Here is a 21,560-nt window from a genome sequence, read left to right on the forward strand (position 1 = left end):
GAACCTCACGGGGGTTGAGATGTGCAAGGCGGTACGGGCGCGGCTGCGTGCCCTGGTGTGCAGGGCGCGTGCGGCGCGCAGGGACGCGGGGATGGTCACCTCGGAGTACGCGATGGGGATCGTGGCGGCGGTGGCGTTCGCGGTGGTCCTCTACAAGGTGGTGACGAGCGGGCAGGTCAGCGCGGAGCTGCAGGACATCGTGAAGCGGGCGCTCGATGCGCAGATGTGAGCAGGGCGGGGACAGGGGGTTCGTGACGGCGGAGTCGGCCATGGTGCTGCCCGTGCTGGTGATGTTCGCGATGGCCCTGGTGTGGGCGCTGCTGGTCGTGGCCGCGCAGATCCAGTGCGTGGACGCGGCGCGGACCGGGGCCCGTGCGGCGGCCCGCCAGGACCCGGGTGACAAGGTCGTCCAGGTGGCCCGTGAGGCTGCCCCTCGGGGCGCGAGGGTCACGGTCGACCGGGAGGGGGACCAGGTCCGCGTGGTCGTGGTGGCCAGGCCGCCGATGCTGCGCGGTCTGCCCTTCGACGTACGGGAGGAGGCCGTGGCCGCGGTGGAGGAGACCGTGGGGGTGGGGCCGTGACCGGCGGCTTCTCCGGACGCCGGTGGGCCGTCCTCCAGGGCGGGGACCGCGGTTCCGCCACCGTCTGGAGCGTCGGTGCGATCACCGTGCTGTGCGTGGTGTTCGGGGTTGTGCTCGCCCTGGGGCAGGCCGTCGTGGTCCGGCACCGTGCGGCGGGCGGTGCGGACCTCGCGGCGCTCGCGGCGGCGGACCACTGGGCGGACGACACCGCGGCGGCCTGCGCCCGGGCCGGCCGGGTCGCGCGGGCGCAGGGCACGCGGCTGGTGCGGTGCGTGATCGTCGGCGAGGTCTCGGACGTGACTGCGGCGTCGGGGCGGGGGCCGTTCGCGGCGGAGGTCAGGGCACGGGCGGGACCTGCGGGGTCGCCGGAGCTCCCGGGCCAGGCTCTGCCCCGGCCTGCTCCTCCGGCGCCCCCGGCCCAGTCTCGGCCTGCCCCTCCGGCACCCCCGCGACAGGCTCTGCCTTCTCCTGTGGCGCCCCCCGCAAAAGCACCGTGAGCAACCGCACCGCCCCCCTCTTGTGCAGCGGATCGTTGCCGTTGCCGCACTTGGGGGACTGGATGCAGGACGGGCAGCCGGCTTCGCACTCGCAGGAGGCGATGGCCTGGCGGGTGGCGGTGAGCCAGGCGCGGGCGGTGTGGAAGGCGCGCTCAGCGAATCCCGCGCCGCCCGGGTGGCCGTCGTAGACGAAGACCGTGGGGAGGAGGGTGTCGGGGTGCAGCGGGACGGAGACTCCGCCGATGTCCCAGCGGTCGCAGGTCGCGAAGAGGGGCAGCATGCCGATCGACGCGTGCTCGGCGGCGTGCAGGGCGCCGCCGAGGATCTCGGGGTTGATCCGGGCCTCGTCCAGCTGGTCCTCGGTGACCGTCCACCACACGGCGCGCGTGCGCAGCGTACGGGGAGGGAGGTCGAGTTTCGTCTCGCCGAGCACTTCACCGGTGATGAGCCGTCGACGCAGGAAGGAGACCACTTGGTTGGTGACCTCGACGGAGCCGTAGCAAAGGCGTCCGTCGCCCCAGGGAATCTCGGTGTCCGTCTCCAGGACGGTGATGGACGTCGTGTCGCGGGCGACCGTCGAGTACGAGGGGCTCGCCTCCGTGACCAGGGCCACCGAGTCCTCCAGGTCCAGGGAGCGTACGAGATACGTACGGCCCTGGTGGAGGTGGACCGCGCCCTCGTGGACGGTCGTGTGGGCGGCGCCCGCGTCGACCGTGCCGAGCAGGCGGCCCGTACCGGACTCGACGACCTGGACCGGTCGGCCGCCCTCGCCGCGGATGTCGGTGAGGTCGGCGGCCCGTTCCCGGCGCGTCCAGTGCCAGGCCTTCGTACGGCGACGGAGCAGCTTTGCGGCCTCCAACTGCGGCAGGAGTTCCTCGCAGGCGGGGCCGAAGAGTTCGAAGTCCTCGTCGGTGAGCGGCAGTTCAGCGGCGGCCGCGCACAGGTGCGGGGCCAGGACGTACGGGTTGTCGGGATCGAGGACCGTGGACTCCACGGGCTGGTCGAACAGGGCCTCGGGGTGGTGGACGAGGAAGGTGTCCAGCGGGTCGTCGCGGGCGACCAGGACCGCCAGGGCGCCCTGCCCGGAACGGCCCGCGCGGCCCGCCTGCTGCCACAGGGAGGCGCGGGTGCCCGGATAGCCGGCGATCACCACGGCGTCCAGCCCCGAGACGTCGATGCCGAGTTCGAGCGCGGTGGTCGCGGCGAGACCGAGGAGTTCGCCGGAGTGCAGGGCCTGTTCGAGGGCGCGGCGCTCCTCGGGGAGATAGCCGCCGCGGTACGCCGCGACACGCCGGGCGAGGGAGCGGTCGACCTCGGCGAGGCGCTCCTGGGCGATCACCGAGATCAGCTCGGCGCCGCGCCGGGACCGCACGAAGGCGACCGACCGGACCCCCTGCACGGCGAGGTCGGTCAGCAGGTCCGCCGTCTCGGCGGTGGCGGTACGGCGGACGGGGGCACCCTTCTCGCCCTGCAGCTCGGTGAGCGGGGGCTCCCAGAGGGCGAACACCAGTTCACCGCGCGGTGAGGCGTCGTCGGCCACCTCGACCACCGGGAGGCCGGTCAGGCGGCGGGCGGCGACCGAGGGCTCCGCGGCGGTCGCGGAGGCCAGCAGGAAGACCGGGGAGGCCCCGTAGCGGGCGCACAGACGGCGCAGGCGGCGCAGCACCTGGGCGACGTGTGAGCCGAAGACACCGCGGTAGGTGTGGCACTCGTCGATGACGACGTACTTCAGCGACTTCAGGAAGGAGGACCAGCGGGGGTGGGACGGCAGTATGCCGCGGTGCAGCATGTCCGGGTTGGTCAGGACGTAGTTCGCGTACTGGCGGACCCATTCGCGTTCCTCGAAGGGCGTGTCCCCGTCGTACACCGCAGGACGTACGGCATTTCCGAGAGGTTGTGAAAGTTCCTTCACGGATCGGCACTGGTCCGCCGCAAGAGCCTTCGTGGGAGCCAGATAGAGGGCGGTGGTCCCGCGGCCGTTCGGGGCCTCGGAGCCGTCCAGGAGCGTCGAGAGCACCGGGACCAGATACGCCAGGGACTTGCCGGACGCCGTGCCCGTGGCGACGACCACCGAGTCGCCGTCCAGCGCGTGCTCGGCGGCCCGTGCCTGGTGGGCCCAGGGGTCCTCGATGCCGCACGCCTGCACCGCGGCGATGACCTCCGGGCGAATCCGGTCAGGCCAGACGGCATGGCGACCCTCGCGCGGGGGCAAGTGCTCCGTATGAGTGATGCGCGAAGCCCGGCTCGGCCCGGAGGCGAGCCGGCCCAGGATCGTGCCCGGTGCGAGCCGGGAAGCGGGCTCCGTCGGGGATCGATCGGATCGGTGATTCTTGGCCATCGGCACCGAGTGTGTCACTGGCGTGACGGACAATGGGACCAAGGCGTCGTGCACGCCTGCCGTAAGTGATTGAATGCCATCGCGGCTGGCGAACCGTTCCGGGGGCTCTGCCGAGGTGTCCCGAGGGGCGACCGCTCGAGTAGCAAGGTGCTGGAGGATCCGTGGACCTGTCCCTGTCGACCCGTACCGTCGGCGATCGTACGGTCGTCGAGGTCGGTGGCGAAATCGACGTATATACCGCGCCCAAGCTGCGTGAGCAGCTGGTCGAGCTGGTGAACGACGGGAGTTTCCACCTCGTCGTCGACATGGAGGGCGTGGACTTCCTCGACTCCACCGGGCTCGGCGTGCTGGTCGGCGGCCTGAAGCGGGTGCGTGCCCATGAGGGCTCGCTGCGCCTGGTCTGCAACCAGGAGCGCATTCTGAAGATCTTCCGCATCACCGGCCTCACCAAGGTGTTCCCGATCCACACCTCGGTCGAGGAAGCGGTGGCGGCCACCGACTGACCACCGCCCCACGGAGCGGGAAAGGACCGCTCCCCAGGCGGAAGAAGTTCAATGCAGGGGGTCCGGGCTTTCGGCAGCCCGGTCCCCCGACAGCACGCCCGAAGTTCCGAGGGGGATGCATGGCCACCGTTGAACTCCGCTTCAGCGCGCTGCCCGAGCACGTCAGGACCGCCCGACTGGTGGCGGCAGCGGTGGCGCGCAGGGCCGGAGTGGACGAGGCCGTCCTCGACGAGGTCAGACTCGCCGTCGGCGAGGCCTGCAGCCGTGCCGTCGGACTGCACCAGAGCGCCGGGATCACCTCGCCGGTGAAGGTGCAGCTGGTCGAGGAGGAGAAACAGTTCTCCATCGAGGTCGGCGACGAGGCACCGCGCTCGTCCGCCGGAGACGGGGCGCCTGGCTCGGCCGGTGAGGACGTGGAGACCGAGGAGGACGAGATGGGCCTCGCGGTCATCAGCGGCCTCGTTGACGACGTGGAGGTCACCGCCGGCGCGCACGGCGGGCTGATCCGCATGACCTGGCCGACCACGCCACCCACCGCGGTGCTCACCTGACTCACCTTCGTACGACGTCCCAAGGGCCCTGCTCAGCAGGGCCCTTGGTGCTTTTCCGGCCGCTCCCGGGAATTAGTGAAGGAATTCACGATCATATGCGTGACTGATCACGCGATAATTCGATCAAGCGTCAATGCAGGCGTCAATGCCTTTGAGGCATTACCTCTTTCGGGTTCTGTGGCGTGACGTCGATCATTTGCTGAAGAGCATGTGAAGGCTAATTCCGTTTACCGTGCTCTGTTTTGATCAGGTGCGGGTACCTAGAATCCGTCCACATCTTGAGCTCAGCACAGGCGTCAAGGAGGACGAATGGCGGGGCTTTCTACCCCTCATCAGTTTGACCACCCCACAACCCTCGCAGCCGCGGTACTGACGGACGACAACCGGATCATCGTGATGATCATCGGAGTCGTCGCGCTGGCCGCGCTCGTGGTCGCAGGCATCCTGGTACGCCAGGTGCTCGCGGCGGGCGAGGGCACAGACAGTATGAAGAAGATCGCGACGGCGATTCAGGAAGGTGCGAACGCCTATCTGGCCAGGCAGCTGCGCACGCTCGGCGTATTCGCCGTGGTCGTGTTCTTCCTGCTCATGCTGTTGCCCGCGGACGACTGGAATCAGCGCGCCGGACGATCGATCTTCTTTCTGATCGGTGCGGCGTTCTCGGCAGCCACCGGCTATATCGGCATGTGGCTCGCCGTGCGCAGCAATGTCCGTGTCGCCGCGGCGGCCCGGGAAGCGACCCCGGCGGAGGGTGAGCCGGAAAAGGATCTCACCGCCGTCTCGCACAAAGCCATGAAGATCGCTTTCCGTACGGGCGGCGTCGTCGGCATGTTCACGGTGGGGCTCGGTCTGCTGGGCGCCTCCTGCGTGGTGCTGGTGTACGCGGCCGACGCGCCGAAAGTGCTCGAAGGCTTCGGCCTCGGGGCCGCCCTGATCGCCATGTTCATGCGTGTCGGCGGCGGCATCTTCACCAAGGCCGCCGACGTCGGCGCCGACCTGGTCGGCAAGGTCGAGCAGGGCATTCCGGAGGACGACCCGCGCAATGCCGCGACCATCGCCGACAACGTGGGCGACAACGTCGGCGACTGCGCGGGCATGGCGGCCGACCTGTTCGAGTCGTACGCCGTGACCCTGGTCGCCGCGCTGATCCTCGGCAAGGTGGCCTTCGGCGACTCCGGACTGGCCTTCCCGCTGATCGTGCCCGCGATCGGTGTCGTCACCGCCATGATCGGCATCTTCGCGGTCGCCCCGCGCCGGGCCGACCGCAGTGGCATGACCGCGATCAACCGGGGCTTCTTCATCTCCGCGGCGATCTCGCTCGTGCTGGTGGCGGCGGCTGTCTTCATCTATCTCCCGTCCAAGTACTCGGACCTCGACGGCGTCACCGATGCCGCCATCAAGGCCAAGGACGGCGATCCGCGGATCCTCGCGGTCGTCGCGGTGGCGATCGGCATCGTGCTGGCCGCTGTGATCCAGCAGTTGACCGGCTACTTCACCGAGACCAACCGTCGCCCTGTCATGGACATCGGCAAGACCTCGCTGACCGGCCCGGCCACCGTCGTCCTCGCCGGTATCTCGGTGGGTCTGGAATCGGCCGTCTACACCGCCCTGCTGATCGGCCTCGGCGTGTACGGGGCGTTCCTGCTCGGCGGTACGTCGATCATGCTCGCGCTGTTCGCTGTAGCGCTGGCCGGTACCGGCCTGCTCACCACCGTCGGCGTGATCGTCGCGATGGACACCTTCGGGCCCGTCTCCGACAACGCGCAGGGCATCGCCGAGATGTCCGGCGACGTCACGGGCGCGGGCGCCCAGGTGCTCACCAACCTGGACGCGGTCGGCAACACCACCAAGGCCATCACCAAGGGCATCGCCATCGCCACCGCGGTCCTCGCGGCATCGGCGCTCTTCGGGTCGTACCGTGACGCGATCACGACCGGCGCGCAGGACGTCGGCGAGAAGCTCGCCGGAGCGGGCGCCCCGATGAGCCTGATGATGGACATCTCGCAGCCCAACAACCTCGTCGGCCTCATCGCGGGCGCGGCGGTCGTCTTCCTCTTCTCGGGGCTGGCGATCAACGCGGTGTCGCGGTCGGCGGGTTCCGTGGTCTACGAGGTGCGGCGGCAGTTCCGCGAGCACCCCGGCATCATGGACTACACCGAGAAGCCGGAGTACGGGCGCGTCGTCGACATCTGCACCAAGGACGCGCTGCGAGAACTCACCACGCCCGGTCTGCTCGCCGTGCTGGCGCCCATCTTCATCGGGTTCACGCTCGGGGTCGGCGCCCTCGGCGCGTTCCTCGCCGGTGCGATCGGCGCGGGCACGCTGATGGCGGTGTTCCTCGCCAACTCCGGCGGGGCCTGGGACAACGCCAAGAAGCTCGTCGAGGACGGCCACCATGGCGGCAAGGGCAGCGAGGCCCATGCCGCGACGGTGATCGGCGACACCGTCGGCGACCCCTTCAAGGACACCGCGGGTCCCGCGATCAACCCGCTGCTCAAGGTGATGAACCTCGTGTCGCTGCTCATCGCACCCGCGGTGATCAAGTTCAGTTACGGCGACGACAAGAACATCGGGGTACGGATCGCGATCGCGGTCCTCGCCCTGATCGTCATCGTCGGAGCGGTGTACGTCTCCAAGCGGCGCGGGATCGCCGTGGGTGACGAGGGCGGCGCCGAGCGGGTGGCCAAGTCGGCCGATCCTGCGGTGGTTTCGTAGGCGGCCCCACGAGGTCCGGCTCAAGAGGCGGGCGGGCGGCGCGTGTTGACGCGTCGCCCGCCCGCCTCGTGTTTTCACACCCTCACCGTGAGCCTTCTCTCGCCTGGTGTAATTAGTCACAAAAGGTGTCATAGTCGTCGTTCGGCATGCGGCTTTCACCCGCCCGGCGTGTATGTTCCGGGGCCGAGAGCCATGGAAGGGACCAATCCGGTGAACAAGAAGCTCGCGGCCGCACTGTCCGGCGGTGCGGTACTGGTACTGGCGCTGTCCGGCTGCACCAGCGACAAGGGCAATGACAAGCTGGATGCCTGGGCCAAGCAGGTCTGCGACGCGGTGCAGCCGCAGGCCAAGAAGATCGAGGCCGCCAACGCCGCGATCCAGAAGCAGACCTCGGACAACAGCACGCCGGACGCCGTCCGGAAGACCGACGCCCAGGCCTTCCAGGACATGTCGAACGCCTACAAGGCGATCGGCGACGCGGTCCAGAAGGCCGGGGCGCCCGATGTCGACAACGGTGCGAAGAAGCAGACGGACGCGGTCAAGGAGCTCGACGACATCGCCGCGTCGTACGCCGCGCTGCAGAAGAAGGTCGACGCGCTCGACGTCAAGGACCAGGCCAAGTTCGCCGACGGCCTCAAGGGCATCGCGACCTCGCTGGACCAGCTGAGCACGAGCGGCAACGACGCCCTCAAGAACCTCGAGGCGGGCGACGTCGGCAAGGCGATGGCCAAGCAGGCCAGCTGCAAGAGCGCGTCCACCGCCCCCTCGCCGGCGGCGAGCTGAGCCGGAGCTGCAGCCGACCCCTCGGCCCCGCCACAATGGGGGCGTGAGTACCTCAGGTCTGCCCGCCCTGCCCGCTGTCCCTGCTCCCGGCCGTTCCGACGTCGCCGCCCGGCTGCGGGACGCCCTCCTCGGGGCGTCCTTCACCGCCGACGGGCTGCTCGAGTTGCTCGGCGCCCCCGCGTACGCGGCGCTGGCGCGCAGCGAGACCGTGCCCGCGCTGCGGGCGACGCGCGGGGACACGCCGCTGGAGGTGCTCGTACGGCTGTTCCTGCTGCAGCAACCCGTGCCGCACGCGCGCGTGGCCGACGTTCTGCCGGTCGAGGAGTGCCTGGAGAGCGGCTGGCTGGCGCGTATCGGCGGGGACGAGGTGGCCGCGACGGTGGATGTACGGCCGTACGGCGGGCCCGGCGGCGAGGACTGGTTCATCGTGTCGGACCTGGGGTGTGCGGTCGGCGGAGCGGGCGGGATCGGCAGCCGTGACGAAGGGGTCGTCCTCGGCGTCGGTGGCGCGTCCACGACCCTTGCGGGCATCACCGTCCGTACGCCCGTCTCCGCGGCCCTGGACCTCGGCACCGGCTCCGGCATCCAGGCGCTGCACGCCGCGCAGCACGCCACGCGCGTGACGGCGACCGATCTCAACCCGCGCGCGCTGCACATCACCGCGCTCACGCTGGCGCTGTCCGGCGCCCCCGCGGCCGATCTGCGCGAGGGCTCGCTGTTCGAGCCGGTGCGCGACGACGAGACGTACGACCTGATCGTGTCGAACCCGCCCTTCGTGATCTCGCCCGGTGCGCGGCTGACGTACCGGGACGGCGGGATGGGCGGGGACGATCTGTGCCGCTCGATCGTTCAAGGGGCGGGGGAGCGGCTGAACGAGGGCGGGTTCGCGCAGTTCCTCGCCAACTGGCAGCACGTCGAAGGGGAGGACTGGCAGGACAGGATCAGGTCGTGGGTGCCGCGCGGCTGCGACGCGTGGATCGTGCAGCGCGAGGTCCAGGACGTCACGCAGTACGCGGAGCTGTGGCTCAGGGATGCCGGTGACCACCGGGGCGACCCGGCCGAGTACCAGGCGCGCTACGACGCCTGGCTGGACGAGTTCGAGGCGCGCAAGGTGAAGGCCGTCGGGTTCGGCTGGATCACCCTGCGCAGGACGACTGCTGCCGTGCCCTCGATCATCGTGGAGGAGTGGCCGCACCCGGTCGAGCAGCCTCTCGGCGACACGGTACGGGCGCACTTCGACCGTCTCGACTATCTGCGTGCGCATGACGACGCGGCCCTGCTGGAAGGGCACTTCAGGCTCGTCTCCGAGGTCGTCCAGGAGCAGGTCGGACTGCCCGGCGCCGAGGACCCGGAGCACGTCGTGCTGCGCCAGCACCGCGGCATGCGCCGGGCCACCAAGGTGGACACGGTGGGCGCGGGCTTCGCGGGCGTCTGCGACGGTTCACTGAGCGCGGGCCGCATCCTGGACGCGATCGCCCAACTGGTCGGCGAGGACCCGGTGTTGCTGCGCGACCGTACGCCGGCGCAGATCAGACTGCTGGTGGAGCAGGGATTCCTCGAGCCGGCGTAGGGGCCGGGCGCCCAAGGGGGCCGTTTTCGGGACGCGGGCACGGATTTGCAGGTCTGTCACAGCGGCGGTTCGTGCCCCCGGCAAATTGAGCTGCGAGAAGGTCATCGGCAAAGCGAACGAGTTGTGCGGGAACAAGCTGGGCAGCAACTAATTCGAGTCGACCTTGGCGCCGTGGCCCGAGCGCACCGTGCACGGCTGGGTGGCGGAGGGGAACGGCTGGGGCCATGGGTGAGGGCCGGACGGGGTCCCGGTTCCGGGTGAGTCTCCCGGTCCGTCGGCCCGGCGTTCACCCCGGGTTCGCCTGTGCGCCGCCCACGCGTGTCAGTCTCGCCGGGCTGGGCACTCGCGAACGGGAGAAATGGGGCACGGAAGGCCATGGAGAGCGGACCGGCGATCTTCGCGGGAGTGGTGTTCGCCCTGTTCGGAGGGGCGCTGCTGGCATGGACGGTGGCCCGGGTACGGCACCGCAAGCCGGTCGCCCACGGTGTGAACCCCGTCGCATCGGCGACCCTCGCCAGCCTTGCCTCGGTGATCATGCTGGCCTTCGGAACATGGTGCCTGACCCGGGTCTGAAAGCCGCCCCGGAGCTGCGGCTTGGTTAATTGAGAGGTGATCCTCCGGACAGGCTCGAAAAGACCGGTGGGTACTCCGGGCGGCAGGAATGGCGGTAGTCGGGTTACCGTTCGAGTGGCCGTTGCGGGCTTTTCCCGTTTGACACGGGGGCGGGATGTACCGTCACACTCCGCAGCGTCACCACGACCCGCCCCCGGGACCGAGAAACCCCCGGGGAGGCCCCAGCGTCGACCGGAGAGAAGAGCGAAGTTGTCCCCGACCAGCGAGACCGCACACGGCGGCCGCCGACTCGTCATCGTCGAGTCGCCTGCCAAGGCGAAGACGATCAAGGGCTACCTCGGCCCCGGCTACATCGTCGAGGCGAGCGTCGGGCACATCCGCGACCTTCCCAACGGCGCCGCGGAGGTGCCGGAGAAGTACACCGGCGAGGTCCGCCGACTCGGTGTGGACGTCGAACACGACTTCCAGCCGGTCTATGTGGTCAACGCCGACAAGAGGGCCCAGGTCAAGAAGCTCAAGGACCTGCTCGCCGACTCCGACGAGCTCTTCCTCGCCACCGATGAGGACCGCGAGGGCGAGGCCATCGCGTGGCACCTCCTGGAGGTGCTGAAGCCCAAGGTCCCCGTCAAGCGCATGGTGTTCCACGAGATCACCAAGGACGCGATCCGCGAGGCCGTCGCCAACCCGCGCGACCTCAACAAGCGCATGGTCGACGCCCAGGAGACCCGCCGCATCCTCGACCGTCTCTACGGCTACGAGGTCTCGCCGGTCCTGTGGAAGAAGGTCATGCCCCGGCTGTCGGCCGGCCGCGTCCAGTCCGTCGCGACACGACTTGTGGTGGAGCGGGAACGCGAGCGCATCGCGTTTCGTTCTGCCGAGTACTGGGACCTGACGGGCACCTTCGCGACCGGCCGCGCGGGGGATTCGTCGGACCCGTCGTCGCTGGTCGCCCGCCTGCAGACCGTCGACGGCAGGCGGGTCGCGCAGGGCCGCGACTTCGACTCCCTGGGACAACTCAAGAGCGCGAACACCCTCCACCTCGACGAGGCGAACGCCCGCGCCCTCGCCGCCGCCCTGGAGAACACGCAGTTCTCGGTGCGGTCGGTCGAGTCCAAGCCGTACCGCCGCTCGCCGTACGCCCCGTTCCGTACGACGACGCTGCAGCAGGAGGCGAGCCGCAAGCTCGGCTTCGGCGCGAAGGCCACCATGCAGGTCGCGCAGAAGCTGTACGAGAACGGCTACATCACCTACATGCGTACGGACTCCACGACGCTGAGCGACACCGCCGTGGCCGCCGCCCGTGCGCAGGTCACGCAGCTGTACGGCGCCGACTACCTGCCGTCGGCCCCGCGGACGTACGCCGGCAAGGTCAAGAACGCGCAGGAGGCGCACGAGGCGATCCGGCCCTCGGGTGATCGTTTCCGCACGCCAGCGGAGACCGGACTGACCGGCGACCAGTTCAAGCTCTACGAGTTGATCTGGAAGCGGACCGTCGCCTCCCAGATGAAGGACGCGACCGGCAACTCTGTCACCGTGAAGATCGGTGGCGCGGCTGCCGACGGCCGTGACGTCGAGTTCAGCGCGTCCGGCAAGACGATCACCTTCCACGGCTTCCTGAAGGCCTACGTCGAGGGCGCCGACGACCCGAACGCAGAGCTGGACGACCGCGAGCGCCGGCTGCCGCAGGTCGCCGAGGGCGACCGGCTCAGCGCCGAGGAGATCACGGTCGACGGGCATGCCACCAAGCCCCCGGCCCGTTACACCGAGGCCAGCCTGGTCAAGGAGCTCGAAGAGCGCGAGATCGGCCGCCCGTCGACGTACGCGTCGATCATCGGCACGATCCTCGACCGCGGCTATGTCTTCAAGAAGGGCACGGCACTCGTCCCGTCCTTCCTGTCCTTCGCAGTGGTCAACCTCCTGGAGAAGCACTTCGGGCGGCTCGTCGACTACGACTTCACCGCCAAGATGGAGGACGACCTCGACCGCATCGCCCGCGGCGAGGCGCAGTCCGTGCCGTGGCTGAAGCGGTTCTACTTCGGCGAGGGCACGGACAACGGCAACGCGGCCGAGGCGGGCAACGGCGACGGGGACCACCTCGGCGGCCTCAAGGAGCTGGTGACCGACCTGGGCGCGATCGACGCGCGCGAGGTGTCGTCGTTCCCGGTGGGCGACGGCATCGTGCTGCGCGTCGGGCGCTACGGCCCGTACATCGAGCGCGGCGAGAAGGACGCAGAGGGCCACCAGCGCGCCGACGTGCCCGAGGACCTGGCCCCGGACGAGCTGAGCGTCGAGTTTGCGGAGGAGCTGCTCGCCAAGCCGAGCGGCGACTTCGAGCTCGGTGCCGACCCGCAGACGGGCCACCAGATCATCGCCCGGGACGGCCGCTACGGCCCGTACGTCACCGAGGTGCTCCCCGAGGGCACCCCGAAGACCGGCAAGAACGCCGTGAAGCCGCGTACGGCCTCGCTGTTCAAGTCGATGTCGCTGGACACGGTGACGCTCGAGGACGCGCTCAAGCTGATGTCGCTGCCGCGGGTCGTCGGCACCGATGCCGAGGGCCAGGAGATCACCGCGCAGAACGGGCGCTACGGGCCGTACCTGAAGAAGGGCACGGACTCGCGTTCGCTGCAGTCCGAGGAGCAGCTCTTCACGATCACGCTCGAAGAGGCGCTGCAGATCTACTCGCAGCCCAAGCAGCGTGGCCGCGCGGCCGCCAAGCCGCCGCTGAAGGAGCTGGGCACCGACCCGGTCAGCGAGAAGCCGGTCGTGGTCAAGGACGGCCGCTTCGGGCCGTACGTCACCGACGGGGAGACCAACGCGACCCTGCGCTCCGGCGACAGCGTCGAGGAGATCACCCCGGAGCGCGGCTTCGAACTGCTCGCCGAGAAGCGGGCGAAGGCGCCCGCCAAGAAGACGGCGAAGAAGGCGCCTGCGAAGAAGGCCCCGGCCAAGAAGGCGACGGCCGCCAAGAAGACGGCTGCGAAGAAGACGACGACGGCTGCGAAGAAGACGGCCGCCAAGACGACCGCCGCCAAGAAGGCGACGGCTTCGAAGACGGCGTCGGACGACTGAGTCGGGACCACCGAGTCAGAACGACTGAGCCGAGGCAGCTTCCTCCACGGACGCTTCGCAAAACGAACGCCCCGATATCGCTTTGGTGTCGGGGCGTGCGCACGTCCGCACGCGCGCCCCGGGCTGTCAGTCGGTCCCGATAGGCTGAATGCATGACGCGTGCCGAGCAGCCAACGGCCCACCAGCCGGCCCCCGACGACGCCCTTGTCGCGGACTCCCGCGAGCGTGCCGTCCGCGCCCTGCTGCGCCGACCGCAGTTGCGACGGCTGTGGAGCGCACAGCTCGTGGGCGGAGTCGGCGACACCCTCGCCCTCCTCGTGCTGGTCCTCCTCGCCCTCCAGACGGCGATCGCCGAGGGCTCGTTCGGCGGTGGGTACCGGGGCGTGGCGTTCGCAGTGGCGACCGTTTTCGGCGTACGCATCCTGGCGACGCTGCTCTTCGGAGCCGTCCTGCTCGGACCGCTGACCTCGCTCACCTCTCAGGAGGGCCCGCTCGACCGCCGCTGGACCATGGTCGGTGCCGACGGCGTCCGGGTCGCCGCGCTGATCGTCGCGCCGCTGTGGATCGACTGGACGCCCGACAACGCGCTCGCCGTGCTGCTGGTCACGGCTTTCGTCACCGGAGTCGCCGAGCGCTTCTGGACGGTCTGCCGCGAGAGCGCGGCGCCCGCCCTGCTGCCGGCCCCGCCCCCGGAGGGCGCGACGGTACGACCGCTGCCGGACCACATGGACGCCCTGCGCCGCCTGTCGCTGCGTACGAGTTTCGTGGCGATCCCGCTGGCGGCTGCCGCGCTCGTCGTCGCGGGCCTGCTCAACAACCTCCTCGGCACCGGTCTCGCCTGGTTCGACCAGCACCAGGCGGCCCTCGCCTCGTATGTGGCGGCCGGGCTGTTCGCCGCGTCCCTGTCCGTGGTGACCTTCCTGGAGCTGCCCGACACACGCACCCCGCGCGCGCGTTCGCCGCTCGAGGGGCTGCGACGCCCCAAGACGGGCACGGGCGTGGACAAGGGCCGCACGGGCGCCATCCCGCTGCTGGTGCTCTCGGCCGCCGCCGTCGCCGGTGCGATCTCCGCGGCCGTCGCCGTCTGCGTGCTGCACGCCAAGGATCTGGGCGGCGGCCCGGTGACGTACGGGCTGCTGGTGCTCGCGCTGACGGGCGGTGTCGTCGTCGGCATCCGTACGGCGTCTTCCGTGCTGCCGACCCTGTCGCGGCGCCGGCTGCTCGCGCTGGCGATCGCCTTCACCGGCGTCGCACTGCTGGCCGCCGGGCTCGTCCCGGACGTCACCACGGTCATGCTGATCGTCGCGCTGGCCGGTATCGGCGCGGGCGTGGCCGCCAACACCGGGCACACGCTGCTCGACCAGGAGGCCGAGGACTACCGGCGGGCGCGTACGACGGAGCACCTGCACGCGGTGGTACGCGTGTGTGTGGCGCTCGGCGCGGTGGTCGCGCCCGTGGTGGCCGCGGGGATCGGGCCGCACCGGCTGGAGAACGGCAAGTTCGTGTTCGCACACGGCGGCGCCGCGTTCACGCTGATGCTGGTCGGGGCGCTGCTGCTGCCGGTGGCCGCGCTGGTGCTGGCCAAGGTCGACGACCGGTCGGGCGTGCCGCTGCGGCACGACCTGCGGGACGCGCTGCTGGGCGGCGACGACCCGGTGCAGACGCCCACGGACGCCGGTTTCTTCATCGCCCTGGAGGGCGGTGACGGCGCGGGCAAGTCCACGCAGGCCGAGGCCCTCGCCGAGTGGATCCGCGGCAAGGGCCACGAGGTCGTGCTGACCCGCGAGCCGGGGGCGACGCCGGTGGGCAAGCGGCTGCGGTCGATCCTGCTGGACGTGTCCAGTGCGGGGCTGTCCCACCGGGCGGAGGCACTGCTGTACGCGGCGGACCGTGCGGAACACGTGGACACCGTGGTCCGGCCCGCGCTGGAGCGCGGCGCGGTGGTCATCTCCGACCGCTACATCGACTCCTCGGTGGCCTACCAGGGGGCGGGCCGTGACCTGTCCCCGACCGAGATCGCCCGCATCAACCGCTGGGCGACGAACGGACTCGTACCGCATCTGACCGTGCTCCTCGACGTCTCGCCGGACATCGCGCGCGAGCGGTTCACGGAGGCGCCGGACCGGCTGGAGTCGGAGCCGGCCGAGTTCCACGCGCGCGTGCGGTCCGGTTTCCTCACGCTGGCCGCGGCCGACCCCGGGCGGTACCTGGTGGTGGACGCGGGCCAGGAGCCCGAGGCCGTCACCACCGTCGTACGGCACCGGCTCGACCAGATGCTGCCGCTGTCCGAGGCCGAGGTGAAGGCCCAGGAAGAGGCGCGGAAGAAGGCCGAGGAAGAGGCCCGCCGCAAGGCCGAGGAGGAGGCCGCGCGCAAGGCCGAGGAGGAGCGGCTGGAGCGCGAGCGCCAGGAACAGCTCGAGCGGCTGCGCGCCGAGGAGGAGGAGCGCAAGCGGCGCGAGCTGGAGGAGGCGCAGCGCCGCGAGGCCGAACGGCAGGCGGAGGAGGCCCGGCAGCGCGCCGAGGAGGCGCGCCGCCGTGCCGAGGAGGAGCAGGCACGTCTCCTCGCCGAGGAGAAGGCCCGCGCCGAGGAGGAGGCCCGCCGCAAGGCCGAGGAGGACCGGCGGCGCAAGCAGGCAGAGGAAGAGGCGCGGCTGCACGCCGAGGCCGAGGCGCGACGCCTGGAGAAGCAGCGCAAGGCCGAGGAGGCGCTGCTGCGGGCCGAGGAGGCCAGGCGGCTCGCCGAGCAGGCCGCAGCCGCCGCGGAGGCGGGCCCCAGGCGGCCTGCGGCACCCGCGGTGCCGCCGGAGGCGTCCACGGTGCCGACGCCGGTGGTGACACCGACGAACGCGTCGGGCGGCCCGGCGGAGGAGACCGCGGTGCTGCGGCCGGTGCGGGAGGAGAAGCCGGACGGGGCGCGGAGCGGCGAGTCCGAGTCCGAGGTGACGGCGAAGCTGCCGCAGCCGCCGGCTCCCGCGGGGGCGACGGACGAGACGGCCGTGCTGCCGCCGGTCGTGCCGGGAGCGGCCGACGAGACGGCTGTGCTGCCGCCGGTGCCGTCCGGCGCGGAGGAGGAGACCGCTCTGCTGCCTCCCGTGCGGGGCGAGGACCCTGCGCATCGAGTGCCGCCGGGGCTGTTCCGGGACGAGCGCGCGGGCGCACGGCCGGACGGTGCCGAGGACCGTACGCGGGAGATGCCCCAGATCGACGCCGAGGGCGAGCCCCGGCGACGGGGGCGCTCGGACTGGGCCGAGGAGACACCGCTGGACGACCTGCCGACGCTGGCGGACGAACTGCTCGGCCCGCGCGAGGACGAGCACGACGACGGCGCGGGCCGCGGAAGGCGCGGCCGGGGACGGCGGGGCTGAGGCCGGAGCGGACCTCGCGGCCCGGGATGAGGGCGGCGCCGGCCCGTTGCCCGGCGCGGCCGCAGGGTGGGCCGGCCCCGCCCCGCCTCGGTGCCGGGGTGTGCCGGTGGTTGGTAGTGGGCCGGCTGGTTTGCGGTTCGGTGCCGTCGCAGAGGCGTGGGTCTGGCCCGCCGGCCGGGCGTGCGCGCGGGGGTGTGGCGGTCGGTGGTATGCGACTGACTGACCGGCTGAGTTGTTGCTCAGTGCGGTCGTGCCAGGGCGTGGAGCTGCCGGACCGGTCTTCCTGGCCGGGATGGCAGCGGTCGCTCGTCCGCCGTTGTCAGTGCCGCCCCGCACAATGGATCCCGCAACGTGAAACGTGACGAAAGGGCGGGTTGAGCGCATGACCGTCTGGGACGACCTCGTCGGCCAGGAGAAGGTGGCCGAGCAGCTCGGCGCCGCCGCCCGGGACGCCGATGCGCTGGTCACCGCGGCCACCGCCGGCACGCCGCCGCCCGAGGCGTCGAAGATGACGCACGCCTGGCTGTTCACGGGGCCGCCGGGGGCGGGGCGGAACCAGGCGGCGCGGGCGTTCGCCGCCGCGCTGCAGTGCATCAGCCCCGACCGTGCGCTCGGCGGGGTCCCGGGCTGCGGGTTCTGCGACGGATGTCACACCGCCCTCGTCGGCACGCACGCGGACGTCACCACCGTGGCCGCCGTGGGCACGCAGATCCTCGCCGACGACATGCGTGACACCGTCCGCAAGTCGTTCACCTCACCGGCCAACGGCCGCTGGCAGGTCATCCTCGTCGAGGACGCCGAGCGGCTGAACGAGAAGTCCGCCAACGCCGTCCTGAAAGCCGTGGAGGAGCCCGCCCCGCGTACGGTCTGGCTGTTGTGCGCCCCCTCCATCGAGGACGTCCTGCCCACCATCCGCTCCCGCTGCCGGCACCTGAACCTGCTCACGCCTTCGGTGGACGCCGTCGCCGACATGCTCGTACGGCGGGAGGGCATCGAACCGCCCGTGGCCGCGGCGGCGGCCCGCGCCACGCAGGGGCACGTGGACCGGGCCCGCCGCCTGGCCACCGACCCGGCCGCCCGCGAGCGCCGCGCCGCCGTCCTGAAGCTGCCGCTGCGCGTCGAGGACGTCGGAGGCTGCCTCAAGGCTGCCCAGGAGCTCGTGGACGCGGCCGCCGAGGACGCCAAGCAGCTCGCCGAGGAGCGGGACGGCAAGGAGACCGAGGAGCTGAAAACGGCGATGGGCGCAGGCCAGGGCGGCCGGATGCCGCGCGGCACGGCGGGTGTGATGAAGGACCTGGAGGACAAGCAGAAGCGGCGCAGAACGCGTACGCAGCGCGACAGCCTCGACCTCGCCCTGACCGACCTCACCGGCTTCTACCGCGACGTCCTGGCCCTCCAGCTCGGCACCCGCGTGGCCCTCGCCAACGCGGACGCCGAGGACACGCTGGAGCGCCTCGCCCGCGCCGCCTCCCCCGAGTCCACCCTCCGCCGCATCGAGGCGATCGCCGCCTGCCGGGAGGCCCTCGACCGCAATGTGGCTCCGCTGCTGGCGGTGGAGGCGATGACGATGGCCCTCAGAGCGGGCTGACCCCGCGCGAAGGCCGGTGATCAACGGGAAGTTGACGAGGTAATTCGTACGAGCCACGGTGTGCACGGAACGCATCTGAATGGCTGCACAGAGTTACGCTCGCGTGATGTACATCAGGCGCAGCTCCCGTCCCTGCCGTCCCAGAACCGCAGCCACCCTCCTCGCCGCGGCCGCACTGCTCGTCTCCGCCTGCTCCTCCGGAGGCACCGCGAGCACCGGCGGCACTGCGGCGGATGCGGTGCTGGCAGCGCTGCCGCGGTCGACACCGTCCTCTCTCTCGCCCTACTACGGGCAGAAGCTGAGCTGGCGCACCTGCGGTGCCGCGGGCTTCGAGTGCGCCACGATGAAGGCACCTCTCGACTACGTCAGGCCGGACGCCGGGGACGTACGGCTCGCTGTCGCCCGCAAGAAGGCCACCGGCAAGGGCAAGCCGCTCGGTTCCCTGCTGGTGAACCCGGGCGGGCCGGGCGGCTCGGCGATCGGGTACCTGCAGCAGTACGCCGGTGTCGGCTACCCGGCCGAGGTCCGTGCTCGCTACGACATGGTCGCCGTCGATCCGCGCGGCGTCGCCCGCAGCGAGCCCGTCGAATGCCTCGACGGCCGGCAGATGGACACGTACACACAGACGGACACCACGCCGGACAGCCCCGAGGAGACGGCCGAACTGGTCGACGCGTACCAGAAGTTCGCGGAGAGCTGCGGGAAGCACTCGGCGGAGCTGCTGCGGCACGTCTCCACTGTCGAGGCGGCCCGCGACATGGACATCCTGCGGGCGGTGCTGGGGGACTCGAAGCTGACGTATGTGGGGGCGTCGTACGGGACGTTCCTCGGGGCGACGTACGCCGGACTCTTCCCGGACCGGGTGGGCCGGCTGGTGCTGGACGGCGCGATGGACCCCTCGCTGAGCAGCCGCCGACTGAACCTGGACCAGACCGCGGGATTCGAGACGGCGTTCCAGTCCTTCGCGAAGGACTGCGTGCAGCAGCCCGACTGCCCGCTCGGCCGCAAGGGCACCACGCCCGCCCAGGTCGGCGACAACCTCAGCGCCTTCTTCAAGGAACTGGACGCGCAACCCATCCCCACCGGCGACGCCGACGGCCGCAAGCTCGGCGAGGCCCTCGCCATCACCGGCGTGATCGCGGCGATGTACGACCAGGGCACGTGGGCACAGCTGCGCGAGGCGCTGACCTCGGCCATGAAGGAGAAGGACGGCGCGGGCCTGCTCGTCCTCTCCGACAGCTACTACGAGCGCGACGCCAAGGGCCGCTACGCGAACCTGATGTCCGCCAACGCCGCCGTGAACTGCCTGGACCTCCCCGGTGCCTTCGCCGGCCCCGAACAGGTGGAGAAGGCGCTCCCGTCCTTCGAGAAGGCCTCGCCGGTCTTCGGCAGGGGCCTCGCCTGGGCCTCCCTGAACTGCGCGTACTGGCCGGTGCAGCCCACCGGCGCCCCGCACCGCATCAAGGCGAAGGGCGCGGCCCCGATCGTCGTGGTCGGCACCACCCGCGACCCGGCGACCCCGTACCGCTGGGCCCAGTCCCTGTCCCGCCAGCTCACCTCGGCCCGCCTCCTCACCTACGAGGGCGACGGTCACACCGCCTTCGGCCGCGGCAGCACCTGCATCGACTCCACGATCGACGCATACCTGCTCCGCGGAACCCCTCCGACCCAGGGAAAGCGCTGCTCATAGCCCTGCGACCAGCCCCGCGGAGCCACCACCCGGGGCTGGTACGGAGCACCCGTCGAAACTGTGTAGACTTACCGACGTTGCTGATCGCACCATAGTGCGGACAGCGCGCCGCCTTAGCTCAGATGGCCAGAGCAACGCACTCGTAATGCGTAGGTCTCGGGTTCGAATCCCGAAGGCGGCTCCATCGAAGCCCAGCTCAGGGCCCTGAAGACCCTTCACGGAGATCGTGGAGGGTCTTTCTTGTGCGCGGATGGGAGCTCCGGTCGACCGGACCGCCACCCTCGCGGTGAGCACGGGCACCTGGGTGGTCACCAACTGCACCGGCGCGCAGATCTCCCCCACGGAGCAGATGCCGGGCACGTGCAACGCGGGGTCCACCAGGGCCCGACGGGTGAGACGGGCGGCTCGGCGTCCCAAGACTTGGCATACGAGATGGCGTACTCAGCATGTACTCACTGTGAACGGCTAGCATCGCGGCCGAGGGTTTCCGGCGGCCGGATGGGGTGAAGCGCATGCGGGACAGCGAGGCGCCGAGGATCGCCGTCGCCGTGGTGACCATGGGAAACAGGCCCGCCGAGGTCGACGCACTGCTGGAGTCCGTGGCCAAGCAGGACCTCGCGCCCGCGCGGATCGTGATCGTCGGCAACGGCTGCCCGCTGCCCGACTTCGCGGAACGGCTGTCGTTGCCCGGCGAGGTCACCCTCCTGGAACTCGACGAGAACCTCGGCTGCCCGGGCGGCCGGAACCAGGCGCTGGCGCGGCTGCGGGAGTTCGGGGACATCGACGTCGTGGTGGAGCTGGACGACGACGGGCTGCTCGTCGACGCCGACGTGCTGCGACGGGTGCGGGACCTGTTCGCGGCCGACCCGAAGCTCGGCATCGTGGGCTTCCGTATCGCCGACGAGCACGGCGAGACACAGCAGCGGCACGTACCCCGGGTCGGCGCCTCCGACCCGATGCGGGGCGGTTACGTCACCGGGTTCCTCGGCGGCGGCCACGGCTTGCGGACCGCCATGCTGGACGAGATCGGCGACTGGCCCGCCGAGTTCTTCTTCGCCCACGAGGAGACCGACCTGGCCTGGCGGGCCGCCGACGCCGGCTGGCGGATCCTGTACGCACCCGAACTGCTGCTCCGGCACCCGAAGACCTCGCCGGCCCGGCACGCCATCTACTACCGGGTGAACGCCCGGAACCGGGTGTGGCTCGTCCGCCGCCGACTGCCGTTGCCGCTCATCCCCGTACACCTGGGGATCTGGACGCTGCTCACGCTCGTACGGACCCGTTCGCGGGCCGGACTGCGCGCCTGGTTCGGCGGGTTCGTGGAGGGACTCAGGGAACCGGCGGGCGAGCGGCGGCCGATGCGGTGGCGGACCGTGTGGCGCCTCTCGCGGCTGGGGCGGCCGCCCGTCATCTGAAGAGAAACGGGTGGAGGGGACGAGGGTCCCGGGCGTTCACCTCCGCCGACCGGGACCCTCTGACGTCCCACGGATCCGGCCACGGCGGCGTCACTCCCCCGAGTTGCGCGTTCTACGCGCGCACCCCCGGGCCAGATCCGATGAAGTGATCACATCAGGTGGCACCAACGGATCGCTAACATGTGGCCAACGGTTCTCCGTTCCGGCCTCGGCCGACTGGCGCGAAGCCGTCGGCCGGCATCGCCGGGCGGCCGCAGCCGTAAGGGATTCCCGCGGCGACCGCCGTGGCACAGGTGGCGGGAAACCGCCGTGACGAGGG

Annotated in this window: 14 protein-coding genes, 1 tRNA gene and 1 pseudogene; 15 read left to right on the forward strand and 1 reads right to left on the reverse strand. The window is 71.0% G+C overall.

The annotated features are described in order from the left end of the window. The first annotated feature begins 19 nt into the window (after window positions 1–19). The 3 genes and pseudogenes from EDD92_RS26335 to EDD92_RS26345 form a co-directional block, all read left to right on the forward strand. The gene (locus EDD92_RS26335; protein WP_123966571.1) at window positions 20–229 is read left to right on the forward strand and encodes a DUF4244 domain-containing protein; all 210 of its coding nucleotides are present in this window, start codon (window positions 20–22) and stop codon (window positions 227–229) included. Continuing rightward, window positions 216–581 (forward strand): TadE family type IV pilus minor pilin, encoded by a 366-nt coding sequence (locus EDD92_RS26340; RefSeq protein ID WP_123966573.1) that lies wholly within the window; start codon window positions 216–218, stop codon window positions 579–581. Before EDD92_RS26335 ends, EDD92_RS26340 begins: the two co-directional genes overlap by 14 nt. Further along, window positions 578–991: pseudogene (locus tag EDD92_RS26345) on the forward strand (Rv3654c family TadE-like protein); the annotation flags it as partial. The gene EDD92_RS26340 and the pseudogene EDD92_RS26345, both read left to right, overlap by 4 nt. On the opposite strand, the gene EDD92_RS26350 reads toward EDD92_RS26345, so the two are convergent. Further along, the gene (locus EDD92_RS26350; RefSeq protein WP_260326767.1) at window positions 918–3,416 is read right to left on the reverse strand and encodes a DEAD/DEAH box helicase; all 2,499 of its coding nucleotides are present in this window, start codon (window positions 3,414–3,416) and stop codon (window positions 918–920) included. The pseudogene EDD92_RS26345 and the gene EDD92_RS26350 overlap by 74 nt on opposite strands. A gap of 161 nt (window positions 3,417–3,577) precedes the next feature. Between EDD92_RS26350 and bldG the strand changes: the two genes are divergently transcribed. From bldG to EDD92_RS26410, 12 genes are all read left to right on the forward strand, one after another. Next, entirely contained in the window at window positions 3,578–3,919 is a 342-nt protein-coding gene (gene bldG, locus EDD92_RS26355) for an anti-sigma factor antagonist BldG (protein ID WP_003975386.1), read from the forward strand. Window positions 3,920–4,038: 119 nt separating this feature from the next. Next, entirely contained in the window at window positions 4,039–4,470 is a 432-nt protein-coding gene (locus tag EDD92_RS26360; RefSeq protein ID WP_123966575.1) for an ATP-binding protein, read from the forward strand. Window positions 4,471–4,779: 309 nt separating this feature from the next. Beyond that, window positions 4,780–7,185, forward strand: a complete 2,406-nt coding sequence (locus EDD92_RS26365; RefSeq protein WP_123966577.1) for a sodium-translocating pyrophosphatase — start codon at window positions 4,780–4,782, stop codon at window positions 7,183–7,185. Window positions 7,186–7,377: 192 nt separating this feature from the next. Then, complete coding sequence (locus EDD92_RS26370) at window positions 7,378–7,968, forward strand: small secreted protein (protein WP_123966579.1); 591 nt, start codon at window positions 7,378–7,380, stop codon at window positions 7,966–7,968. 43 nt (window positions 7,969–8,011) lie between these two features. Then, a complete protein-coding gene (locus EDD92_RS26375) occupies window positions 8,012–9,538 on the forward strand; it encodes a class I SAM-dependent methyltransferase (protein WP_185124132.1) in 1,527 nt (508 codons plus the stop codon). A 375-nt stretch (window positions 9,539–9,913) separates the two neighbouring features. Next, the gene (locus EDD92_RS26380; protein ID WP_123966581.1) at window positions 9,914–10,111 is read left to right on the forward strand and encodes a hypothetical protein; all 198 of its coding nucleotides are present in this window, start codon (window positions 9,914–9,916) and stop codon (window positions 10,109–10,111) included. Between the two features lie 249 nt (window positions 10,112–10,360). After that, window positions 10,361–13,183: a type I DNA topoisomerase gene (gene topA, locus EDD92_RS26385; protein WP_123966583.1), complete on the forward strand. Its 2,823-nt coding sequence runs from the start codon at window positions 10,361–10,363 to the stop codon at window positions 13,181–13,183. A gap of 152 nt (window positions 13,184–13,335) precedes the next feature. Beyond that, a complete protein-coding gene (tmk, locus tag EDD92_RS26390; protein WP_123966585.1) occupies window positions 13,336–16,548 on the forward strand; it encodes a dTMP kinase in 3,213 nt (1,070 codons plus the stop codon). Window positions 16,549–16,930: 382 nt separating this feature from the next. After that, window positions 16,931–18,136 (forward strand): DNA polymerase III subunit delta', encoded by a 1,206-nt coding sequence (locus tag EDD92_RS26395; RefSeq protein WP_123966587.1) that lies wholly within the window; start codon window positions 16,931–16,933, stop codon window positions 18,134–18,136. A 106-nt stretch (window positions 18,137–18,242) separates the two neighbouring features. Beyond that, window positions 18,243–19,826, forward strand: coding sequence for an alpha/beta hydrolase (locus EDD92_RS26400; RefSeq protein ID WP_123966589.1), 1,584 nt, complete (start codon window positions 18,243–18,245; stop codon window positions 19,824–19,826). Between the two features lie 107 nt (window positions 19,827–19,933). Further along, window positions 19,934–20,010 (forward strand) — tRNA-Thr (locus EDD92_RS26405). A 328-nt stretch (window positions 20,011–20,338) separates the two neighbouring features. Then, complete coding sequence (locus tag EDD92_RS26410; RefSeq protein ID WP_123966591.1) at window positions 20,339–21,241, forward strand: glycosyltransferase family 2 protein; 903 nt, start codon at window positions 20,339–20,341, stop codon at window positions 21,239–21,241. The last annotated feature ends 319 nt before the right edge of the window (window positions 21,242–21,560 follow it).

Source organism: Streptomyces sp. TLI_185 (genome assembly GCF_003814765.1).
Classification (GTDB): Bacteria; Actinomycetota; Actinomycetes; order Streptomycetales; family Streptomycetaceae; genus Streptomyces.

Bases quoted from the DNA above. Each gene is read 5' to 3' on its own strand.
- EDD92_RS26335 (WP_123966571.1), top strand. From the start codon at position 20: ATGTGCAAGGCGGTACGGGCGCGGCTGCGTGCCCTGGTGTGCAGGGCG.
- EDD92_RS26340 (WP_123966573.1), top strand. From the start codon at position 216: ATGCGCAGATGTGAGCAGGGCGGGGACAGGGGGTTCGTGACGGCGGAG.
- EDD92_RS26350 (WP_260326767.1), bottom strand. From the start codon at position 3,416: ATGGCCAAGAATCACCGATCCGATCGATCCCCGACGGAGCCCGCTTCC.
- EDD92_RS26360 (WP_123966575.1), top strand. From the start codon at position 4,039: ATGGCCACCGTTGAACTCCGCTTCAGCGCGCTGCCCGAGCACGTCAGG.
- EDD92_RS26365 (WP_123966577.1), top strand. From the start codon at position 4,780: ATGGCGGGGCTTTCTACCCCTCATCAGTTTGACCACCCCACAACCCTC.
- EDD92_RS26370 (WP_123966579.1), top strand. From the start codon at position 7,378: ATGGAAGGGACCAATCCGGTGAACAAGAAGCTCGCGGCCGCACTGTCC.
- EDD92_RS26380 (WP_123966581.1), top strand. From the start codon at position 9,914: ATGGAGAGCGGACCGGCGATCTTCGCGGGAGTGGTGTTCGCCCTGTTC.
- tmk (WP_123966585.1), top strand. From the start codon at position 13,336: ATGACGCGTGCCGAGCAGCCAACGGCCCACCAGCCGGCCCCCGACGAC.
- EDD92_RS26395 (WP_123966587.1), top strand. From the start codon at position 16,931: ATGACCGTCTGGGACGACCTCGTCGGCCAGGAGAAGGTGGCCGAGCAG.
- EDD92_RS26400 (WP_123966589.1), top strand. From the start codon at position 18,243: ATGTACATCAGGCGCAGCTCCCGTCCCTGCCGTCCCAGAACCGCAGCC.
- EDD92_RS26410 (WP_123966591.1), top strand. From the start codon at position 20,339: ATGCGGGACAGCGAGGCGCCGAGGATCGCCGTCGCCGTGGTGACCATG.